Here is a 16,632-nt window from a genome sequence, read left to right as displayed (position 1 = left end):
GGCCTCGGCGGCTGCGCCGACCCGATCGCGAGCATCCAGGCCACGCTGGAGCGGAGTTGTCGCAGCGCAGCCAATTGCACGGTCGCCGCAGGCCCGGCGGCCCCCGGTGCGCCGATCCTGCCCCAGCCCTATGGCCGCGGCACTCTTTCAAACTGAGGTAGGGTCGCGGTCCTGAGGCCGCTGGACCCGATGGTTCAGGCGATCGCGTCCGGCTCCGGCTGGTGCGCCGCCGGCGGGTCGAACCAGCCAAAGGCCAGCAGCCCGAAGGCCAGCCCGAAAATGTGCGCTTCCCAGGCGATGCGGCCATCCGTCATGCCGTCGATGCGGATGCCCAGCGCCGGCAGCAGGGCCAGCGCCAGGAGGACGGCGATGAAGCTGAGCGCCGGTCCCCCGGTCAGCGCCTGGCCCAGCGGGATCGCGGGCAGGTGCGCGCCGTCACGCCGGAAGGCGAAGCGTGCGGCCCCGCCCATGCAGGCCATGACGATGCCCGATGCGCCAACCAACGGCGACAGGTCCAGTGGATGCACCGCCAGGTGCCCCAGGCCCGCAAACACCGCGCTGGCAGCGGCAAATGCCAGGAAGCGACCCGTGCCCAGCCTGCGGGCGACGACCGTGCCGAAGGCCAGGAGCCAGGCGCAGTTGATTCCGGCATGGACCCAGCCACCATGCAGCAGGGCATAGGTCAGCAGCGACACAACGCCATAGGGGGCCTCCTGGCGTACCACGGCCATCAGGTCTGCCGCGTTCCAGCCCTGGTCCGCCGCCACCTGGTCCGCGAGGCCGGGCATGACCAGCAGGGTCGTGCGCGCCGGCTGGAGCGCGAAGTCGCCGAACAGGCGGTTGGCGGCGTCGATGGCCAGCACCTCCCCGATCAGGGCCTGGATGCCCAGGATCGCGACGATCAGGGCGACGATGATGCCGGGGGCGTTGAGCAGCGGCTCACGTCGGGTGGTCATCGCCCTTTCTAGCAAAGGCCGGGAAGGGCTGTCCCCGTGGCGTTGCGACCGGGGACGGACGCGCCTCGGCGTTCAACCGCCCGGCAATGCGCTGCAGGGCGGCGGCATGGCGGTTTGCGATCGTGTTGCGGTGGCAGCCAATCATGGCGCGCAGGCGGCTTGCGCTGATGCCGGACGCCAGTGCCCAGGCGATCCGCCGCTGCGCCGGGTCCAGCCAGGACAGCCACGCGATCACCTTGTCCAGACGGTCGATCGCGGCGGCGCTGGGCGGGCCGGGCCGGGTTCGACCGCTGCGCGAGGCCTGCGCCAGGGCGGGCGCCTGGACAATGTCGGGCCAGGCCGCATGCATGCGCCGCCGCCAGGCGCCGTCAGGGTCCGGCAGGCGGGCGAGCGTGTCGGCCGCCTCGGCCAGCCAATCGGCAACGTCCTGTCCTGTCCACATGGCCCGTCTCCACGAAATGAGACAAAAGAAGAACATTTGCCCATATCGTCGTCAAGTGGTACATTCCGGGTATGTCGAATCGCATCGCCGAAATGCGCCGCGCCGCGGGCCTCAGCCAGCAGGATTTGGCCGATGCCGCCGGCACGGGACGGTCCCAGATCGTGAAGCTGGAGCGCGGCGAACGGCGCCTGACCGTCGACTGGATGGTGCGTCTGGCGGGGCCCCTGCGCTGCGCGCCGCGCGACCTGCTGCCGGATGCGGGGGGTGGGCGCATGGCCGATGTTCCGGCCGGCCCGGCCATTGCCGCAGCGCCGTTGCCGCTGTCGGATGCGTTGCGCGACCTGCCGGTGTGCGGGGCGGCGCGCGGCGGCAGCGACGCGCTGTTCGTCGACCAGGGGCGGCCCTTGGAATGGACCTGGCGGCCGCCGCCGCTGGGGGGCGTGGGCAATGCCTTTGCCGTCTATGCCGTGGGCGATTCGATGGAACCGAAGTTCCGGGCGGGGGACCTTTTGTTCCTGAACCCGAACCTGCCGCCGGTGCGCGACGCCTATGTGGTGGTGGAGTGCACCGACACCGAGGCCTATGTGAAGCAGTTCGTGCGCCATGCCGGTGACGGCATCACGCTGCGCGAATTCCGGCCGGAGGAGCGGGAGTTCACCCTGCCCCTGGCGCGGGTGAAGGCGGTCTACCGCGTCGTGGGCGCCTGGGAAGGGCGCTGAAGTGGGCGGCCCGCATGCCGGCGGGCCTGCCTTGCTGTGGCTGGGGAGGCCTCAGCCGCGGATGTCCTGGTCCATCACCCGGTCTGTATTGAGCAGGACGAGCAGGCCCTGCTCCAGGCGAACCACGCCGTTCGACAGGTGCTTCCAGCGGCCGTCCAGCGTTGGCGGGTTGGGCTCGCGCGTGTCGGGATCGATCTCCACCACCTCGCCCACGCCGTCGACCAGCAGGGTATAGGTCTCGCCCTTGTGGCTGACGGTGACGCCCACGCGCCGCGCATCGGCCGCCGCCGGCGGCGCGCGCAGGACGTGGCGCATGTCGATGGCCGAGACGATCTTGCCGCGCAGGTTGATCAGGCCCGCGACCTCGGGCTGGGCCAGGGGCACGCGCGCGATCTTCTCGGGCACCACGATGTCGTGGACCTCCAGGATGGGCAGGCCCAGCAGGCGGTCGGCGACGGTCATCGTGACGTACTGGCTGTGCTCCGCGCGGGCGCGGTCCTTGCGTTCCTGGATCGCTGTGGCCATGGCCGGTCGGTGTCCTCAAAGCCTGGGGCGGCGGGCCGCCCCGAATCCGCGGGCGCCGACGGATGGCGACGCCAATGCCCCGCACTGTGCGCCAGCGCGCGTTAAGGATGCGTGAACCCGCGTCGCTGCCTTGATCCGCGCCACTTGCACACAGCATGCGCCGCGCTTTTGGGCAGGCAGCCTGGCGCACCCGAACCGGTCCATACCGGTTGGAATAAATCGGTGCGACTGGCGACCAGCGTGCACGAATCCCGTTGTGCGGCCGCAAAAAGCGGCATTAGAGTTTTCCCAACAGGGGGGAGCCCGGGAGCGCCAGCGAGGGAGGTGCACACCGTGTATTGGCTCGTTAAAAATCTAAGTCGCACTTGTCGACCTTGAACGCGGTCCTGACTGCTGGGCGTACTGCCCAAATGCAGCGCGACGTCGCTGAGGCGTTCGTCGTGTTCGAGGGCGTCCAGAAGACCTATGATGGGGAAGTTCTGGTCGTCAAGGACTTGGATCTGACTGTCAGGAAGGGCGAATTTCTGACGCTTCTCGGGCCGTCCGGCTCTGGCAAGACGACGACACTGATGATGCTTGCGGGGTTCGAGACGCCGACCCGCGGCCACATCTACCTGGACAGCCGTCCCATCGACAACCTGCCGCCGCACAAGCGCGACATCGGCATGGTGTTCCAGAACTACGCGCTGTTTCCGCACATGACGGTCAGCGAGAACATCGCCTTCCCCCTTATGGTCCGCAAGCTGCCCAAGGCAGAGATCGCGACCAAGGTCGAGAAGGTGCTGGACCTGGTCCAGCTGCGCGGCTTCGGCAATCGCCGCCCGGCCCAGCTGTCCGGCGGCCAGCAGCAGCGCGTCGCCCTGGCCCGCGCCCTGGTCTTCGAGCCCGCGCTGATCCTGATGGACGAGCCGCTGGGCGCGCTGGACAAGCAGTTGCGCGAGCGGATGCAGATCGAGATCAAGCACATCCACGATCGCCTGGGCGTCACCTTCGTCTATGTCACGCACGACCAGACCGAGGCGCTGACCATGTCGGACCGCATCGCCGTCTTCAACGATGGCGTGATCCAGCAGCTGGCCGGTCCCGACGAGCTGTACGAGGCGCCCGTGAACGCCTTCGTCGCCCAGTTCATCGGCGAGAACAACCGCATGCACGGCCAGGTCGTCGCGATCGAGAACGGCGCCTGCACCGTCCGGGTGGGCGAGGCGACGACGGTGCGGGCAACCGCGGTCAACGTCACCAGCGGCGGTGCCACGACCCTGTCGATCCGCCCGGAGCGGGTGGTGCTGCAGCCGGCCGAGGGGAGCGTGCCCAACATCCTGGAAGGCCGCATCGACGAGGTGATCTATGTCGGCGACCACAGCCGCGTGCGCATGCACGTGCCCGGCTGCACCGAGTTCGACATCAAGGTGCCCAACAGCGCCGGCCGGCCGCGCTATGCGGCGGGCGCCGTCGTCAGAATCGGGTTCAAGGCCGAGGATTGCAGGGCGCTCGACGCGCCCTGAGGTTCCGGCCGTGTTTGGGGGAGAGCCGGCACGACGCCGGCGGTTGAGGGAGCCTGACGAATGAGAATGACACTCCTGTCTGGCGTTCTGGCGCTGACAGCAATCGCGGGCGCGGCGCATGCCGCGGACCTGCGGATCACGTCCTGGGGAGGCGCCTACACCGAGAGCCAGCGGGAGGCGTATTTCAAGCCATACACGGCGGCCACGGGCACCAAGATCATCGAGGACGAGTACAGCGGCGAGATCGCCAAGATCCGCGCCATGGTCGAGTCCGGATCCGTCACCTGGGACGTCGTGGACGTCGACACGCAGACGGCGCGCCAGGCCTGCGACGAGGGCCTGATCCTGCCCAATGACTGGGAAAAGATCGGCGTACCGAAGGAGAAGATGATCGGCTCCGACGCCTTCGAATGCGGCGTCACCACGATCCTCTACTCGACCATCATCGCCTATGACACGACCAAGCTGACGCCTGCTCCGACCAGCGTCGCCGACCTGTTCGACCTGGCCAAGTTCCCGGGCAAGCGCGGCCTGCAGAAGAACCCGTACGGTAACCTGGAGTTCGCGCTGATCGCCGACGGCGTGCCGCTGGACAAGGTCTATGAGACGCTGTCGACGCCGGAAGGCGTGGATCGCGCCTTTGCCAAGCTGGACACCATCAAGGGCAGCGTCGTCTGGTGGGAAGCGGGCGCCCAGCCGCCGCAGCTCCTGGCCGACGGCGAGGTGGTCATGACCACCGCCTGGAACGGCCGCATCCAGACCGCGATCGACAAGGACGGCAAGCCCTTCAAGATCATCTGGGAGGGCCAGCTGCCCGACTATGACCTGTGGGCCATTCCGAAGGGCTCGCCCAACACGGATGCGGCCTGGGCCTTCATCGCCTGGGCCAGCAAGGCCGATGTCATGGCCAACCAGAGCAAGTACATCGCCTATGGCCCGGCCAATGTGGACGCCGCGCCGTTCGTCGACGCGGCGGTCCTGCCCAAGCTGCCCTCCGCGCCCGAGAACCTGAAGGTGGCGCTGTTCACCGACTATGACTACTGGGGCAATAACGGCGAGGAACTGCGTCGCCGCTTCAACACCTGGCTGGCCCAGTAAGGGACGCCAGGTTCGTCACGGGACGCCCGGCTGCGCGCCGGGCGTCCACGCCAAGCCGAAGGATTGGGTGTCATGTCGGTCAGCCGGTGGCGGTCCGGAGCTGTTGTAAGTGTACTGATGGTCGCCCGCGCAACGGTCGCGGCCGCCTGACCGGCGGATCGCAGGCCAAGCCGATGGTCGTGGCCCGGTAATTGCAGGAATGGTTTGTGGAATCCGGGGCGGGCAGGCCCCGGGCGGATCCGGCGGGGCGCACGGCACGCCGTCGGGGCCGGTCTGGTCAAGGACTGCCGGGGGAGAAAAAGCGAGCAGGAGCGGGACAGGAGAAGGAAAGCAGCGGGCAGATGCCCCTGCCGACCCACGACTTCGCAATCGACCGGCCGGGGGGCCGGAACGCAGGGAGAAGCCGATGACGTTCACCTTCACGCGCCGCATGCTGTCGATGTCGGTCCTGGCGGCCCTTGCCGCTGGCGCCCTGGGGACCGGATTCAGCGAGGCGGCCCAGGCCGCCGAGCTGCGAGTCGTATCCTGGGGCGGCGCCTACCAGCTCAGCCAGCGGGAGGCGTTCTTCAAGCCCTATACCGCGATGGGCACCAAGATCATCGAGGACGAATGGAGCGGCGAGATCGCCAAGATCCGCGCCATGGTCGAGGCCGGCTCCGTCACCTGGGACCTGATCGACAGCGACACCTCCGTCGCCCGCCAGGCCTGCGACGAGGGCCTGGTCGTGCCGATCGACTGGTCCAAGATCACGACCGTCACCAAGGAGAAGATGATCGGCGCCGAGTTCTTCGAATGCGCCGTTCCCAACATCACCTATTCGACGATCTTTGCCTATGATTCGACCAAGCTGCCCAATGGACCGACATCCTGGGCGGACTTCTTCGACCTGGCCAAGTTCCCGGGCAAGCGCGGCATGTGGAAGACGCCGCTGGCCAACCTGGAATTCGCCCTGATCGCCGACGGTGTTGCCGTCGACAAGGTCTATGAGGTCCTGTCGACGCCGGAGGGCGTGGACCGCGCCTTCGCCAAGCTGGACACGATCAAGGCAAGCGTCGTGTGGTGGGAGGCAGGCGCCCAGCCGCCGCAGCTGCTGGCCGATGGCGAAGTCATCATGTCCACCGCCTGGAACGGCCGCATCCAGGCCGCGATCGACAAGGAGGGCAAGCCCTTCAAGATCGTCTGGGAGAACCAGCAGCTGGACTTCGACCTGTGGATGATCCCCAAGGGGACGCCCAACGCCGAGGAAGCCTATCGCTTCATCTCGTGGGCCAGCCAGCCGGAGCCGATGGCCGAGCAGACCAAGTGGATCGCCTACGGCCCCGCCAATCCGGACGCGGCAGCGAAGATCGACCCCAAGATCCTGCCCACCATGCCGACCGCGCCCGAGAACATGAAGACCGCCTTCATCGCCGACTACGACTACTGGGGCAACAATGGCGAGGAGCTGCGTCGTCGCTTCAACACCTGGCTGGCGCAATAGGCGGAAGACGAACACTGTTGCAGGGTCCGCCCTTTGACTGACTGAGACGGCCGCCCCCGGCACCTGGCGGGGGTGGCACCAGATGAGGAAAGCTGATGTCTGTCGCAAGCATGGCCATGGGGCCGGGCGACGGTGCCGTACCGCTGAAGCTCCAACTCGCCCGGGCCGAGCGCCGGCGCAAGATGGGGGCCCTGCTGCTGGTGGCGCCGCTGTTCGTGTTCCTGCTCGCGACCTTCCTGCTGCCGATCGGTTCGCTGATGCTGCGGATCTTCGACAACGGCGAGATCGCGGACAACCTGCCCAACCTGATCCAGGCCATGCCGGACTGGACGGAAGGGGACCTGCCGCCAGAGAGCGTGTACCAGGCCTTTGCCATGGACCTGAAGGCAGCCCATGCGGTCAAGACGACGGCCCTGATCGGCAAGCGCCTGAACTACGAGATCCCCGGCATCCGGTCCAAGGTGATCGGCACCGGCCGCGCGCTCGACAAGGTCCAGGCGGGTCCGTGGAAGGACGCGGTGATCAAGGCCGACGCGATCTGGGGCAAGCCGGAGACGTGGTCCGTCCTGCGACGCGAGGCCAGTCCCTTCACCTGGTACTACCTGCTGACGGCACTTGACCTGCGCCAGACGCCGACGGACGAGATCGTCCGCAATGCGCCCGACCAGGCGATCTTCAACGACATCTTCATCCGGACCTTTTGGATCAGCTTCCAGGTCACGGCCTGGACCCTGGTCCTGGGTTTCCCCGTCGCCTACCTGATGGCGCGGCTGCCCACCCGTACCTCGAACCTGGTGCTGATCCTGGTCCTGCTGCCGTTCTGGACGTCGCTGCTGGTCCGCACCACGGCCTGGTTCGTGCTGCTGCAGACCAATGGCCCGATCAACGACGCCCTGGTCGCCGTGGGCCTGACGACGGAGCGATTGCAGCTGATCTTCTCCCGCTTCGGCACGATCATCGCGATGACGCATATCCAGCTGCCGTTCACGCTGCTGCCGATCTTCAGCGTCATGAAGTCGATCCCGCCCAGCCATGTGCGCGCCGCGCGCTCGCTGGGGGCGGGGCCGTTCTATGCCTTCTGGAAGGTCTACTTCCCGCAGACCATCCCAGGGATCGGCGCCGGCTGCCTGATTACCTTCATCCTATGCCTGGGCTTCTACATCACCCCTGCCCTGGTGGGGGGTGCCACGGACCAGATGGTGAGCGCGTTCATCGCCAGCTACATGAACCGGGACCTGGTCTGGGGCCTGGCCGCGGCGCTGGGCGGCCTGCTGCTGTTGTCCACCCTGGTGCTCTACTTCGTGTTCAACCGCCTGATCGGCATCGACAAGATGAGGCTCGGCTGATGTACGAACTTCCGAGCCATGCCTCGCCCGTCGAACGGGTCTGGAAATGGACCTTCCTGGCCATCTGTGCCGCGATCCTGCTGTTCCTGATCGCGCCCATCCTGACCATCATGCCGCTGTCGTTCAGCTCGGAACGGTTCTTCACCTATCCGCTGCCCGGCCTGTCGCTGCAATGGTACGAGGACTTCTTCACCAACGAGCGCTGGACCAGCGCGCTCTTCACCTCGTTCCTGATCGCGACCGCGACGACGCTTCTGGCGACGGTTCTGGGCACCCTGGCGGCGCTCGGCCTGTCCCGGCCGGGCTTTCCCTATCGCACCCTGGTCATGAGCATCCTGATCTCGCCGATGATCGTGCCCGTGGTGATCACGGCCGTCGGCCTGTTCTTTGCCTTTGCCTGGTATGGGGTCGTCAACACCTATCCGGGGATCGTGCTGGCCCATACCGTGCTGGCGGTGCCGTTCGTGGTGATCACCGTGACGGCAACGCTGTCGGGCTTCGACCGCAACCTGGCGCGGGCGGCGGCCAGCCTGGGCGCGCCGCCGATCATGACCTTCTTCAAGGTGACACTGCCGGTCATCCTGCCGGGCATGATCTCGGGCGCGCTGTTCGCCTTCGTCACCTCGTTCGACGAGGTGGTGACGGTGATCTTCATCGCCAGCCCCGAACAGCGCACGCTGCCGCGTCAGATGTTCTCGGGCATCCGCGAGGAGATCAGCCCGACGATCACGGCCGCCGCCACGGTGCTTGTCCTGGTCTCGTCGCTTCTGCTGCTGACGGTGGAACTGCTGCGCCGCCGCTCCGACCGCCTGCGCGGCATCAGGGGGTAGGCGTGGCGGGCGGGGTCGTACGCCCCGCCCGGCACGCAGCACCCGCAGGCACCCTCTACTGGGCGCTGTGGGTGAAGTCCTTGGCGAGCAGGGCCGCGTCGCAGACAAGGCCCTGGCCGTCCCCGGTGGTGCCGAGCACGACCTTGACCATCAGCATGGCGTCGACCGTTTCCATGTAGGTGTCGCTGACCTCGATCTCGCGGATCCGCGGATAGCTAAACAGGCTGGCATAGCCGCTCGCCGGCTCGATCGGGCCGCCAGTCTCAAGGTCGACGCCCGCGTCGAAGCGGATCGCGTCCAGGACCTCCTTGCACGACGCAGGACTGATCGGCCGGCGGTCGTCATAGGCGTAGACGCGGATGACGCCGTCCTGGGCGCTGGCATGCGCCCAGAAGCGATGCGCGGCACCGACCGCCGCCAGGCGGGCGTCCAGGCGAACCAGGGACAGGTCGAGCAGCGTGGCCGGCTGGCCGCGCAGGTACTCGACGATCCTTGGTCCATCCTCGGCCCCCGGTGGCGGCTTCAACTCGACCGCCCCCGCAAGGGCGGCCGAGATGGGCAGGGCCACGGCCAGGGCCGCAAGCCACGGGCCGGGGCGCATGCGCATCGCCATGGCCAGCCTCAGGGATAGACGACGGTGATCGACTCGGCCACCAGGGCCGGGCGGTCCTGGCCCTCGATCTCGACCGTGACTTCGTTCGTGATCTGCTGGCCGCCACCCTTGACCTCGTCCACCGCCTTCACCGTCTGGCGCGCGCGCACGCGGCTGCCGACGGGCACCATGTTGGTGAAGCGCACGCGGTTCGAGCCGTAGTTGATCCCGCGGGAGACGCCGTTGATCTTCATGATCTCGCCCATCAGCACGGGCAGCAGCGACAGCGTCAGGAAGCCGTGCGCGATGGTCTTGCCAGTCGGCAGTTCCTTGGCGGCACGGGCCGGATCGACATGGATCCACTGGTGGTCGCCGGTCGCTTCCGCGAACTTGTTGATGCGGTCCTGGTCGATCAGCAGCCATTCGGAGGCGCCAACCTCCTGCCCGACCAGGTTCCTGACTTCGGCGAACTCGACGACACGCATCTTGGCTCCTCCCACCTTGGTGGCGCGGATCTTAGCCGTCGGGCGGGGCCGTGCAACCGCCGCAATGCGGGCGTGTCAGCCGCCGCGATTGAGCCCCTGGATGATCCGCGCCTCGACCTCGTCCAGCGGCACGGAGAGGCACACATCAACCGTGCGGCCCTGCGGGTCGATCGCCGTCTGGCCGGCCCGGTCCGGATCCAGGACGCGGCGCGGCTGGCCGTCGACCCGTGCCAGGGGCAGGCCCGTCGGGGGCGGCGTGCCGTCGGACGCCGGATCCGCATTGACCAGGATGCTGCGCACCTCTGTCGTGCACAGGCCGGGGTCCAGGGCGACCAGGGCCGCCAGCGGATCCCAGAAGCGGAACTGGCCGCTGACCAGCAGGCCGCGGTTCGCCTTCAGCATCGCGGCGACATAGCGCGCGGGGTCGCTTGCAGCCTGCTCCGCCAGGCGGTCGGCAAAGCCGGCGGTCAGCGGCAGCCGGTTGGTGGCGTCCAGCGGCACCAGGGTGATCGGTACGCCGGTTTCGAACACCAGCCGCGCGGCGACCGGGTCCAGGTAGAAGTTCCACTCCGCCACCCGGTTGGTCAGGTGGTCGGTGGTCCCGGCAACCTGGACATTGCCGGGGACCGACAGCGCGCCGCCCATGACCACGATGCGCTTCACCTTCTCCTTCAGCATCGGCTCAAGGGTGAAGGCCACGGCCAGGTTCGTGAGCGGCCCCAGCGCCAGGATCGAGACCGGCTCGTGGCTCTCGCGCAGGGCGCGCAGGATCAGCTCGGGCGCGCCCGCTGCCTCGCGATGCTCGGCCTGGGGCAGGTCGAAGCCGGGATAGTCGATGCGCGGCCGTCGCCACTCGTCGGGATAGACGGCATAGCCGTCCAGGCCCAGGTCATAGCCGCAGCCGATCGGCACGCCTGCGACCGGGCCGCCAGCCAGGACCAGCAGTCGCGACAGCTGTTCGACGCCGGGATTGCAGCGGGTCGCCCCGCTGGCCGCCAGCGTCACCGCCCCGATCTGCACGTCCGCCGCCCGCGTCATCAGCAGCAGCGCGATCGTGTCGTCCAGCGCCAGATCGGTATCGACAATCCAGCGCTGGGGGGCGGCGGCCGGCGCCATGTCCTCCGCCAGGGCGGCCGGGGCAGGCGCCAGGGTCCACAGGCTCAAGGCACACAGCCCCGCGCCCAGGAGCCGGCGCAGCGATCCGCCCCGGCCCATGGCTCAGCGGCCCTGGAACTTGGCCGGGCGCTTCTCGACAAAGGCCTTCACGCCCTCCTTGAAGTCCTCGGACGCACCGGCCACGCGCTGCAGCTGCCGCTCCATGTCCAGCTGCCGCTCATAGGTCTGGTCGGGCGAGGCGGCCAGCGCCTTGCGCGCCATGGCATAGGCGAGCGTCGGGCCGGCGGCCAGTTTGGTGGCCAGGCCCATCGCCGTCTCCATCAGCTTGTCGTCGTCGACGGCGCTGTAGATCAGGCCCCATTCCACCGCCTTCTCGGCCGGCAGCTTCTCGGCCAGCAGGACGAGCTCCGCCGTGCGCGCCTTGCCGATCAGGCGCGGCAGCAGGTAGGTCGAGCCGCCATCGGGGATCAGGCCGATGCGTGTGAACGCCTGGAGGAAGCTGGCCGACTTCGCCGCCACGCACAGGTCGCCCGACAGGGCCAGGCTCATGCCAACGCCGGCGGCGGCGCCATTGACCGCCGTGATGATCGGCATCTTCAGGTCGCGCAGGCGGAAGAACAGCGGGTGGTAATAGGCTTCCAGGACATAGCCGGCATCGCCCTGGCCGACCGAACCGCGCTCACTGTCGGTCAGGTTGGCGCCAGCGCAGAAGCCACGGCCGGCGCCGGTGATGATCAGGACGCGCGCGCCGCTGTCGGGCGCCTCGATCTCCTTCAGCGCCGCATCCAGGCCACGCAGCATGGCGAGGGAGACGGCGTTCATCGCCTCCGGGTGGTTCAGGGTCAGAACGGCGATGCCGTCCTTGATCTCGGTCTTGACGCGGGAATGTTCAGTCATCTCAACGGCCCTTGAAATTGGCTTTGCGCTTCTGGACGAAGGCGAGCACGCCCTCCTTCGTGTCCTCGGTACGGAAGGCGATGCGCTGCGACTCCGCCTCCAGGTGAAGTGAGGCCGCCAGGTCCTGGTTGGCGGCGGCGGTAATCGCCTTCTTGATCAGGCCAAAGCCGATCGTGGGCCCGGCGGCCAGCTTGCGCGCGATGGCGCCCGCTTCCTCTGCCAGGGCCGCATCGTCGACCGCCTTCCAGATCAGGCCCCATTCCGCCGCCGTCTCGGCCGGCAGGCGGTCGCCCAGCAGGGCAAGGCCCAGCGCCCGCTGGCGCCCCACCAGGTGCGGCAGGAACCACGAGCAGCCCATGTCGGGCACGATGCCCAGCTGCGGGCCAAAGACCTGGATGAACGTCGCCGACCGGGCCGAAACGACGACGTCGCAAGCCAGCGCCAGACCCACTCCGCCGCCGGCGGCGACGCCGTTCACGGCGCACACCACGGGCTTTGGCAGGGTCGCCAGCTTCATCACCATCGGATTGATGAGGGTGTGCATCGACTCGGCGGAGCGGTCGCCAGGATCGCGCGAATCCCCGGCCGACGGCGGCGTGCTGAGATCGGCGCCGGCGCAGAAGGCCCGGCCCGCGCCCGTCAGCAGGACGGCGCGCACCTCCGGGTCGGCGGCCGTCTCGTCCAGGACGTCGGTCAGTTCCTGCCACATCCGGGCGTTGAGCGCGTTCAGCACCTGGGGCCGGTTCAGGCGGATCGTACGGATCGCATCCGCCGTCTCGACCACCAATGTCTCCAAACTCATGCAAGCCCCTCCCTGCGGCACGTTCGGCTCTTGTGGGGGCGCATGATAGGGGTGCGGCCGGTCCGTTGATAGGCCGGTTGTTGGACCGCGTTCCAAGAACGGCCGCCAGGTGTTGCAGGCCGGTTGGCCGGCCCTCAATGGGCGATCGCGACCTCCTGCAGCTCGGGCTTGACCGAGACCTCGGCCATGGTGCGGTTGCGGCCCGCCCGCTTGGCAGCATAGAGGCTGGCATCGGCGCGGGCGATGACATCGGCCAGGGGCTCGCCATCGCGATAGACGGTGACGCCGACCGAGACGGTGATCTGCCCCAGCGTCTCGCCCGAGGCGCGCTTGACGATCCGGCGGGAGGCGACCGCATTGCGGATCGCCTCGGCCCGGGCCACCGCGCGCACCAGGTCGGCGCCGGGCAGGATCACGGCGAACTCCTCCCCGCCATAGCGCGCGGCGAACTCGCCCGTGCCGATGGCCTCACGCATGGTCGCGGCCACCAGGCGCAGGATCTGGTCGCCCATCTGGTGGCCCCAGGTATCGTTGAAGGCCTTGAAGCGGTCGATGTCCAGCAGCAGCAGGGCAAAGCCCGCTTCTTCGCGTGGGCGGGGGTGGGTGATGTCGCGCAGCCGCGCCTCGAACTCCTTGCGGTTGAAGATGCCTGTCAGGGCATCGGTCGTGGCCTCCCGCTGGATCGCGTGGAGGTCTGTCTGCAACTGCCCGATACGGGCGGTAGCCTCGGCCAGGGCGGCTTCCAGGCGCTGGTTCGTCGACTGCATCGTCTGGGTCTCCAACGTCAGGCGCGCGACCAGCTCGGGGCTGGGCGGGGCCTGGCCCAGCTGGGTGCCGGCATCGTCCAGCACCTGGCCAAAGGCCGACATCCCGGCGCTGACCGTGGTGATCTCGCTCAGCGTCGTGTCCAGCGTGCTGGCCAGCGCCTCGCTGGCGCGGCGCGTGGCGACGCTCTCCCGCCCGCCGGGGCCGAAGCGCTCGATCAGCTCGCGGCAGATCCGCTCGTCGTACGGCCGATCGGGCAGCCGGTCGATCACCTTGACCAGTTCGTGGTCATGGCCGGATGCATAGAGGTACCAGACCCAGAAGTTGTCCGGCGTCGGGGCGATGCCGCGTCGCCGCATCAGCTCCAGCGCCTGCCGTGCGTAGCCTTCTGCCCGCCCCTTGTCCTCGATGAACGACAAGCCGCACTCCCCTCGATCTGCCCCCAGGACCAGGAAACGCTGACAGGCGCGCCGGCAACGGCCCCGGCCGGCTGGCTCTCCCCTGGCCAGGACCGGTCGGCGCCCGCGGCGTTGTGCACTGCGCGCTCTATTCAGGAATCGTAAATCTAAATTTTGTGTCAAAACCGATCGTCGGCCGGGGCATCGGCGACGGGGTCGGACGCAATCCTGGCCCGCCTGCCGTGGTGGTGCCAGTCAAAACCATCTCCAACCGCCACATGGCTGGCCTTGACGCAAAAAGGCGCTGCCCGGTTGACCGGGCAGCGCCTTTCCATGCAGTCCCTGGGGGCCGGGAGGTCCGGCCCCGCAGCGCTTCAGGCCGCGCGGTTGCGCTCCACCCGGGCCGCGGCATCGGCCAGGCGGGCGTTGAGCGGCTGCACCGCCTGCTTCATGGTCGCAACCGTCGTCTCGCCGATCTTGCGCGAATGCGCCAGATAGCTGTCGAGCGTCCAGTTGGTGTACGACGCGTGGAGCGCCACCAGCTCGCTCAGCGTGCGGGCGGACATCAGCTTCTTCAGCGTGGCGACGTTTTCCTCGGCCGTCGCCTTGGCAAAGGCGGTCAGCTCGGCGCTGATCGCCTTCAGCCCCTCGGCCGTGGCCTTGCTGGAGGCGACGACGTCGTTCACCGCCTCCTTGCTGAAGGCCTGCATCTCGGCATAGCCCTTGCTGGCCTTTTCGAACTGTTCCTTGCTCCAGACGTTCGTCGCCTGGGCGACGGTCTGGGCCGTGGCCGCGGCCTCTGCCGCAGGTTCCGCGACCGTCGCGGCCACGCGCTCGGCAACCTTGTCCATCGTCTTCACCGCCGTTTCGGGAGTGGGTACGGCCTCGATGACGGCTGCTGCTGCTTCGACGGCGGGTTCGACCGCTGCCGCGATTGCCTTGGGGGCTCTTGCCATGGCCTGGTCCTCGCTACTCGTGAATGGGATCCGGAGGCGGTTTGTGTTGCAGCGCAACACGACTTTCCCCAGGGCATAGACAAACGGGGCAGTCCAGTCAATCCGCAATTTTCCGCTATGCAACCGCTTCGAGCGCGGGCCGGGGCTCGCTGGCTCCGGCCTGCCATCCACCCTAGACTGGACGGGTGACAGCCGCGCGACGCCAGCGGGGCCGCAACCATGACCAGTGTTCAGGGCGGAAGCGATGACCCAGCGACCGGCAGCGTTCACCGATCAAGCCGCCGATGACGCGCCAAGCCCCGCTGCCCTCTCGGAGATCCTGAGAAACCAGCGAAGCGTGTTCCTGGCACGGGCAGCGCCAACACTGGCGGAGCGGCGGGCCGACCTGGACCGCCTGCAGCGCCTGCTGGTTGTACACCGCGATGCCTTCGCAGATGCGGTCTCGCGCGACTTCGGCCATCGCTCGCGGCATGAGACGCAGCTCACCGACCTCTTCGCCACGGTCGAGGCAATTCGCCACATGCGCCGCCATCTGGGCCGTTGGATGCGGCCGGAGCGCCGGCCCGTCTCCGCCAGCTTCCGTCCGGCGACGGCGCGCGTCCTGCGCCAGCCGCTGGGCGTCGTCGGCATCATCTCGCCGTGGAACTACCCGGTGCAACTCGCCCTCTCGCCGCTGGCGGCTGCGCTTGCCGCCGGCAACCGGGTCATGCTGAAGCCGTCTGAACACACGCCTCGGACAGCGGCCCTGCTCAAGGCGGTCCTGGCCGAAGCCTTCGCCCCGGATCAGGTCGCGGTCGTGACCGGCGGTCCCGCGATCGGGGAGGCCTTTGCCAGGTTGCCCTTCGACCACCTGCTGTTCACGGGGGCGACGGCGATCGGCCGGCACATCCTGCACGCCGCCGCCGACAACCTGGTGCCGGTGACCCTTGAACTAGGTGGCAAGTCGCCCACCATCATCGACCACGGCTTTCCCCTGGAACGCGCCGTGCCGGCGATCGTCACCGGCAAGTTCATCAATGCCGGGCAGACCTGCATCGCCCCCGACTACGTCCTGGTGCCCGAGGGGCAATTGGGCGATTTCGTCGATCGGGTCACGGCCCAGGTGGCGCGCGCCTACCCGACGCTGAAGGACAATCCCGACTATTCGTCGGTCGTGAACCAGCGCCACTATGACCGCCTGCGCGACTGGATCGCGGAGGCGCGGGCCAAGGGGGCGCGGGTCGTCGAGATCAACCCGGCGAACGAGCACCTGGAGCAGCAGGCGGCATGGAAGATCGCGCCGACCCTGATCCTTGACCCGACCGACGACATGACGCTGATGCGCGAGGAAATCTTCGGCCCCGTCCTGCCGGTTCGCACCTATCGCGCGCTGGACGAGGCGATTGCCCATGTGAACGAGCGCCCGCGCCCGCTTGCGCTCTATTTCTTCAGCGACGACAAGGCGAACCAGGAGCGCGTCCTGGCGCGCACCACGTCAGGCGGCGTCACGCTCAACGACACGCTGCTGCATGTGGCGCAAGAGGATCTGCCCTTTGGCGGGGTGGGGCCCAGTGGCATGGGCGCCTATCACGGGCGTGAAGGGTTCCTCACCTTCAGCCACAGCAAGGCGGTGCTGCATCAGGCTCGCTGGAACCTCATGGGTCTCATGCGGCCGCCCTATGGCCGCCTGATCGAGCGCGTTCTGGGCAGCCGACTGAAGTAGCAGGCATTGCCGCCGATG

At 68.3% G+C, this 16,632-nt stretch carries 17 protein-coding genes; 7 read left to right on the top strand and 10 right to left on the bottom strand.

Annotation, left to right across the window (positions count from 1 at the left end; genetic code table 11):
* Positions 1 to 194: 194 nt before the first annotated feature.
* Together ACI6GS_RS01145 and ACI6GS_RS01140 are read right to left on the bottom strand one after the other, a co-directional pair.
* Positions 195 to 956 carry a rhomboid family intramembrane serine protease gene (locus ACI6GS_RS01145; protein ID WP_439815941.1) on the bottom strand — a complete coding sequence of 254 codons (762 nt, stop codon included), beginning with the start codon at positions 954 to 956 and terminating at the stop codon, positions 195 to 197.
* Positions 940 to 1,398 (bottom strand): DUF6362 family protein, encoded by a 459-nt coding sequence (locus ACI6GS_RS01140; protein WP_439815940.1) that lies wholly within the window; start codon positions 1,396 to 1,398, stop codon positions 940 to 942. The genes ACI6GS_RS01145 and ACI6GS_RS01140 overlap by 17 nt, the downstream gene beginning before the upstream one ends.
* A 71-nt stretch (positions 1,399 to 1,469) precedes the next feature.
* On the opposite strand from ACI6GS_RS01140, the gene ACI6GS_RS01135 reads away from it, so the two are divergent.
* The gene (locus ACI6GS_RS01135) at positions 1,470 to 2,117 is read left to right on the top strand and encodes an XRE family transcriptional regulator (protein WP_439815939.1); all 648 of its coding nucleotides are present in this window, start codon (positions 1,470 to 1,472) and stop codon (positions 2,115 to 2,117) included.
* Between the two features lie 51 nt (positions 2,118 to 2,168).
* Here ACI6GS_RS01135 and ACI6GS_RS01130 read toward each other — a convergent pair whose 3' ends face one another.
* The gene (locus tag ACI6GS_RS01130) at positions 2,169 to 2,642 is read right to left on the bottom strand and encodes a chemotaxis protein CheW (RefSeq protein ID WP_439815938.1); all 474 of its coding nucleotides are present in this window, start codon (positions 2,640 to 2,642) and stop codon (positions 2,169 to 2,171) included.
* A gap of 410 nt (positions 2,643 to 3,052) precedes the next feature.
* Between ACI6GS_RS01130 and ACI6GS_RS01125 the strand changes: the two genes are divergently transcribed.
* The 5 genes from ACI6GS_RS01125 to ACI6GS_RS01105 all read left to right on the top strand — a co-directional run bounded on the left by ACI6GS_RS01125 (position 3,053) and on the right by ACI6GS_RS01105 (position 8,901).
* On the top strand, positions 3,053 to 4,147 hold the full coding sequence (locus ACI6GS_RS01125; protein ID WP_439815937.1) for an ABC transporter ATP-binding protein: 1,095 nt from the start codon (positions 3,053 to 3,055) through the stop codon (positions 4,145 to 4,147).
* Positions 4,148 to 4,207: 60 nt separating this feature from the next.
* A complete protein-coding gene (locus ACI6GS_RS01120; RefSeq protein ID WP_439815936.1) occupies positions 4,208 to 5,245 on the top strand; it encodes an ABC transporter substrate-binding protein in 1,038 nt (345 codons plus the stop codon).
* Positions 5,246 to 5,651: 406 nt separating this feature from the next.
* Positions 5,652 to 6,725 (top strand): polyamine ABC transporter substrate-binding protein, encoded by a 1,074-nt coding sequence (locus ACI6GS_RS01115; RefSeq protein WP_439815935.1) that lies wholly within the window; start codon positions 5,652 to 5,654, stop codon positions 6,723 to 6,725.
* A gap of 95 nt (positions 6,726 to 6,820) precedes the next feature.
* Positions 6,821 to 8,071 (top strand): ABC transporter permease, encoded by a 1,251-nt coding sequence (locus tag ACI6GS_RS01110; RefSeq protein ID WP_439815934.1) that lies wholly within the window; start codon positions 6,821 to 6,823, stop codon positions 8,069 to 8,071.
* Positions 8,071 to 8,901: an ABC transporter permease gene (locus ACI6GS_RS01105; RefSeq protein ID WP_439815933.1), complete on the top strand. Its 831-nt coding sequence runs from the start codon at positions 8,071 to 8,073 to the stop codon at positions 8,899 to 8,901. Before ACI6GS_RS01110 ends, ACI6GS_RS01105 begins: the two co-directional genes overlap by 1 nt.
* Before the next feature lie 55 nt (positions 8,902 to 8,956).
* On the opposite strand, the gene ACI6GS_RS01100 is transcribed toward ACI6GS_RS01105, so the two are convergent.
* The 7 genes from ACI6GS_RS01100 to ACI6GS_RS01070 form a co-directional block, all read right to left on the bottom strand.
* Entirely contained in the window at positions 8,957 to 9,514 is a 558-nt protein-coding gene (locus ACI6GS_RS01100; RefSeq protein WP_439815932.1) for a hypothetical protein, read from the bottom strand.
* A gap of 8 nt (positions 9,515 to 9,522) precedes the next feature.
* Positions 9,523 to 9,978, bottom strand: coding sequence for a MaoC family dehydratase (locus tag ACI6GS_RS01095; RefSeq protein ID WP_439815931.1), 456 nt, complete (start codon positions 9,976 to 9,978; stop codon positions 9,523 to 9,525).
* Between the two features lie 75 nt (positions 9,979 to 10,053).
* The gene (locus ACI6GS_RS01090; RefSeq protein WP_439815930.1) at positions 10,054 to 11,142 is read right to left on the bottom strand and encodes a nucleoside hydrolase; all 1,089 of its coding nucleotides are present in this window, start codon (positions 11,140 to 11,142) and stop codon (positions 10,054 to 10,056) included.
* Between the two features lie 54 nt (positions 11,143 to 11,196).
* Positions 11,197 to 11,991 carry an enoyl-CoA hydratase/isomerase gene (locus tag ACI6GS_RS01085; protein ID WP_439815929.1) on the bottom strand — a complete coding sequence of 265 codons (795 nt, stop codon included), beginning with the start codon at positions 11,989 to 11,991 and terminating at the stop codon, positions 11,197 to 11,199.
* Between the two features lies 1 nt (position 11,992).
* Positions 11,993 to 12,793, bottom strand: a complete 801-nt coding sequence (locus ACI6GS_RS01080; protein WP_439815928.1) for an enoyl-CoA hydratase-related protein — start codon at positions 12,791 to 12,793, stop codon at positions 11,993 to 11,995.
* 134 nt (positions 12,794 to 12,927) lie between these two features.
* Entirely contained in the window at positions 12,928 to 13,977 is a 1,050-nt protein-coding gene (locus ACI6GS_RS01075; RefSeq protein ID WP_439815927.1) for a GGDEF domain-containing protein, read from the bottom strand.
* A gap of 353 nt (positions 13,978 to 14,330) precedes the next feature.
* A complete protein-coding gene (locus ACI6GS_RS01070) occupies positions 14,331 to 14,912 on the bottom strand; it encodes a phasin family protein (protein ID WP_439815926.1) in 582 nt (193 codons plus the stop codon).
* A gap of 244 nt (positions 14,913 to 15,156) precedes the next feature.
* Here ACI6GS_RS01070 and ACI6GS_RS01065 point away from each other — a divergent pair, with 244 nt between their 5' ends.
* On the top strand, positions 15,157 to 16,614 hold the full coding sequence (locus ACI6GS_RS01065) for a coniferyl aldehyde dehydrogenase (protein ID WP_439815925.1): 1,458 nt from the start codon (positions 15,157 to 15,159) through the stop codon (positions 16,612 to 16,614).
* Positions 16,615 to 16,632: the final 18 nt, after the last annotated feature.

Origin of the sequence: Zavarzinia sp. CC-PAN008 (genome assembly GCF_051903925.1) — a bacterium.
Taxonomy (GTDB): Bacteria; Pseudomonadota; Alphaproteobacteria; order Zavarziniales; family Zavarziniaceae.
Note: the sequence above shows the minus strand (reverse complement) of the source record. Positions and strands in the feature narration are given on the sequence as shown.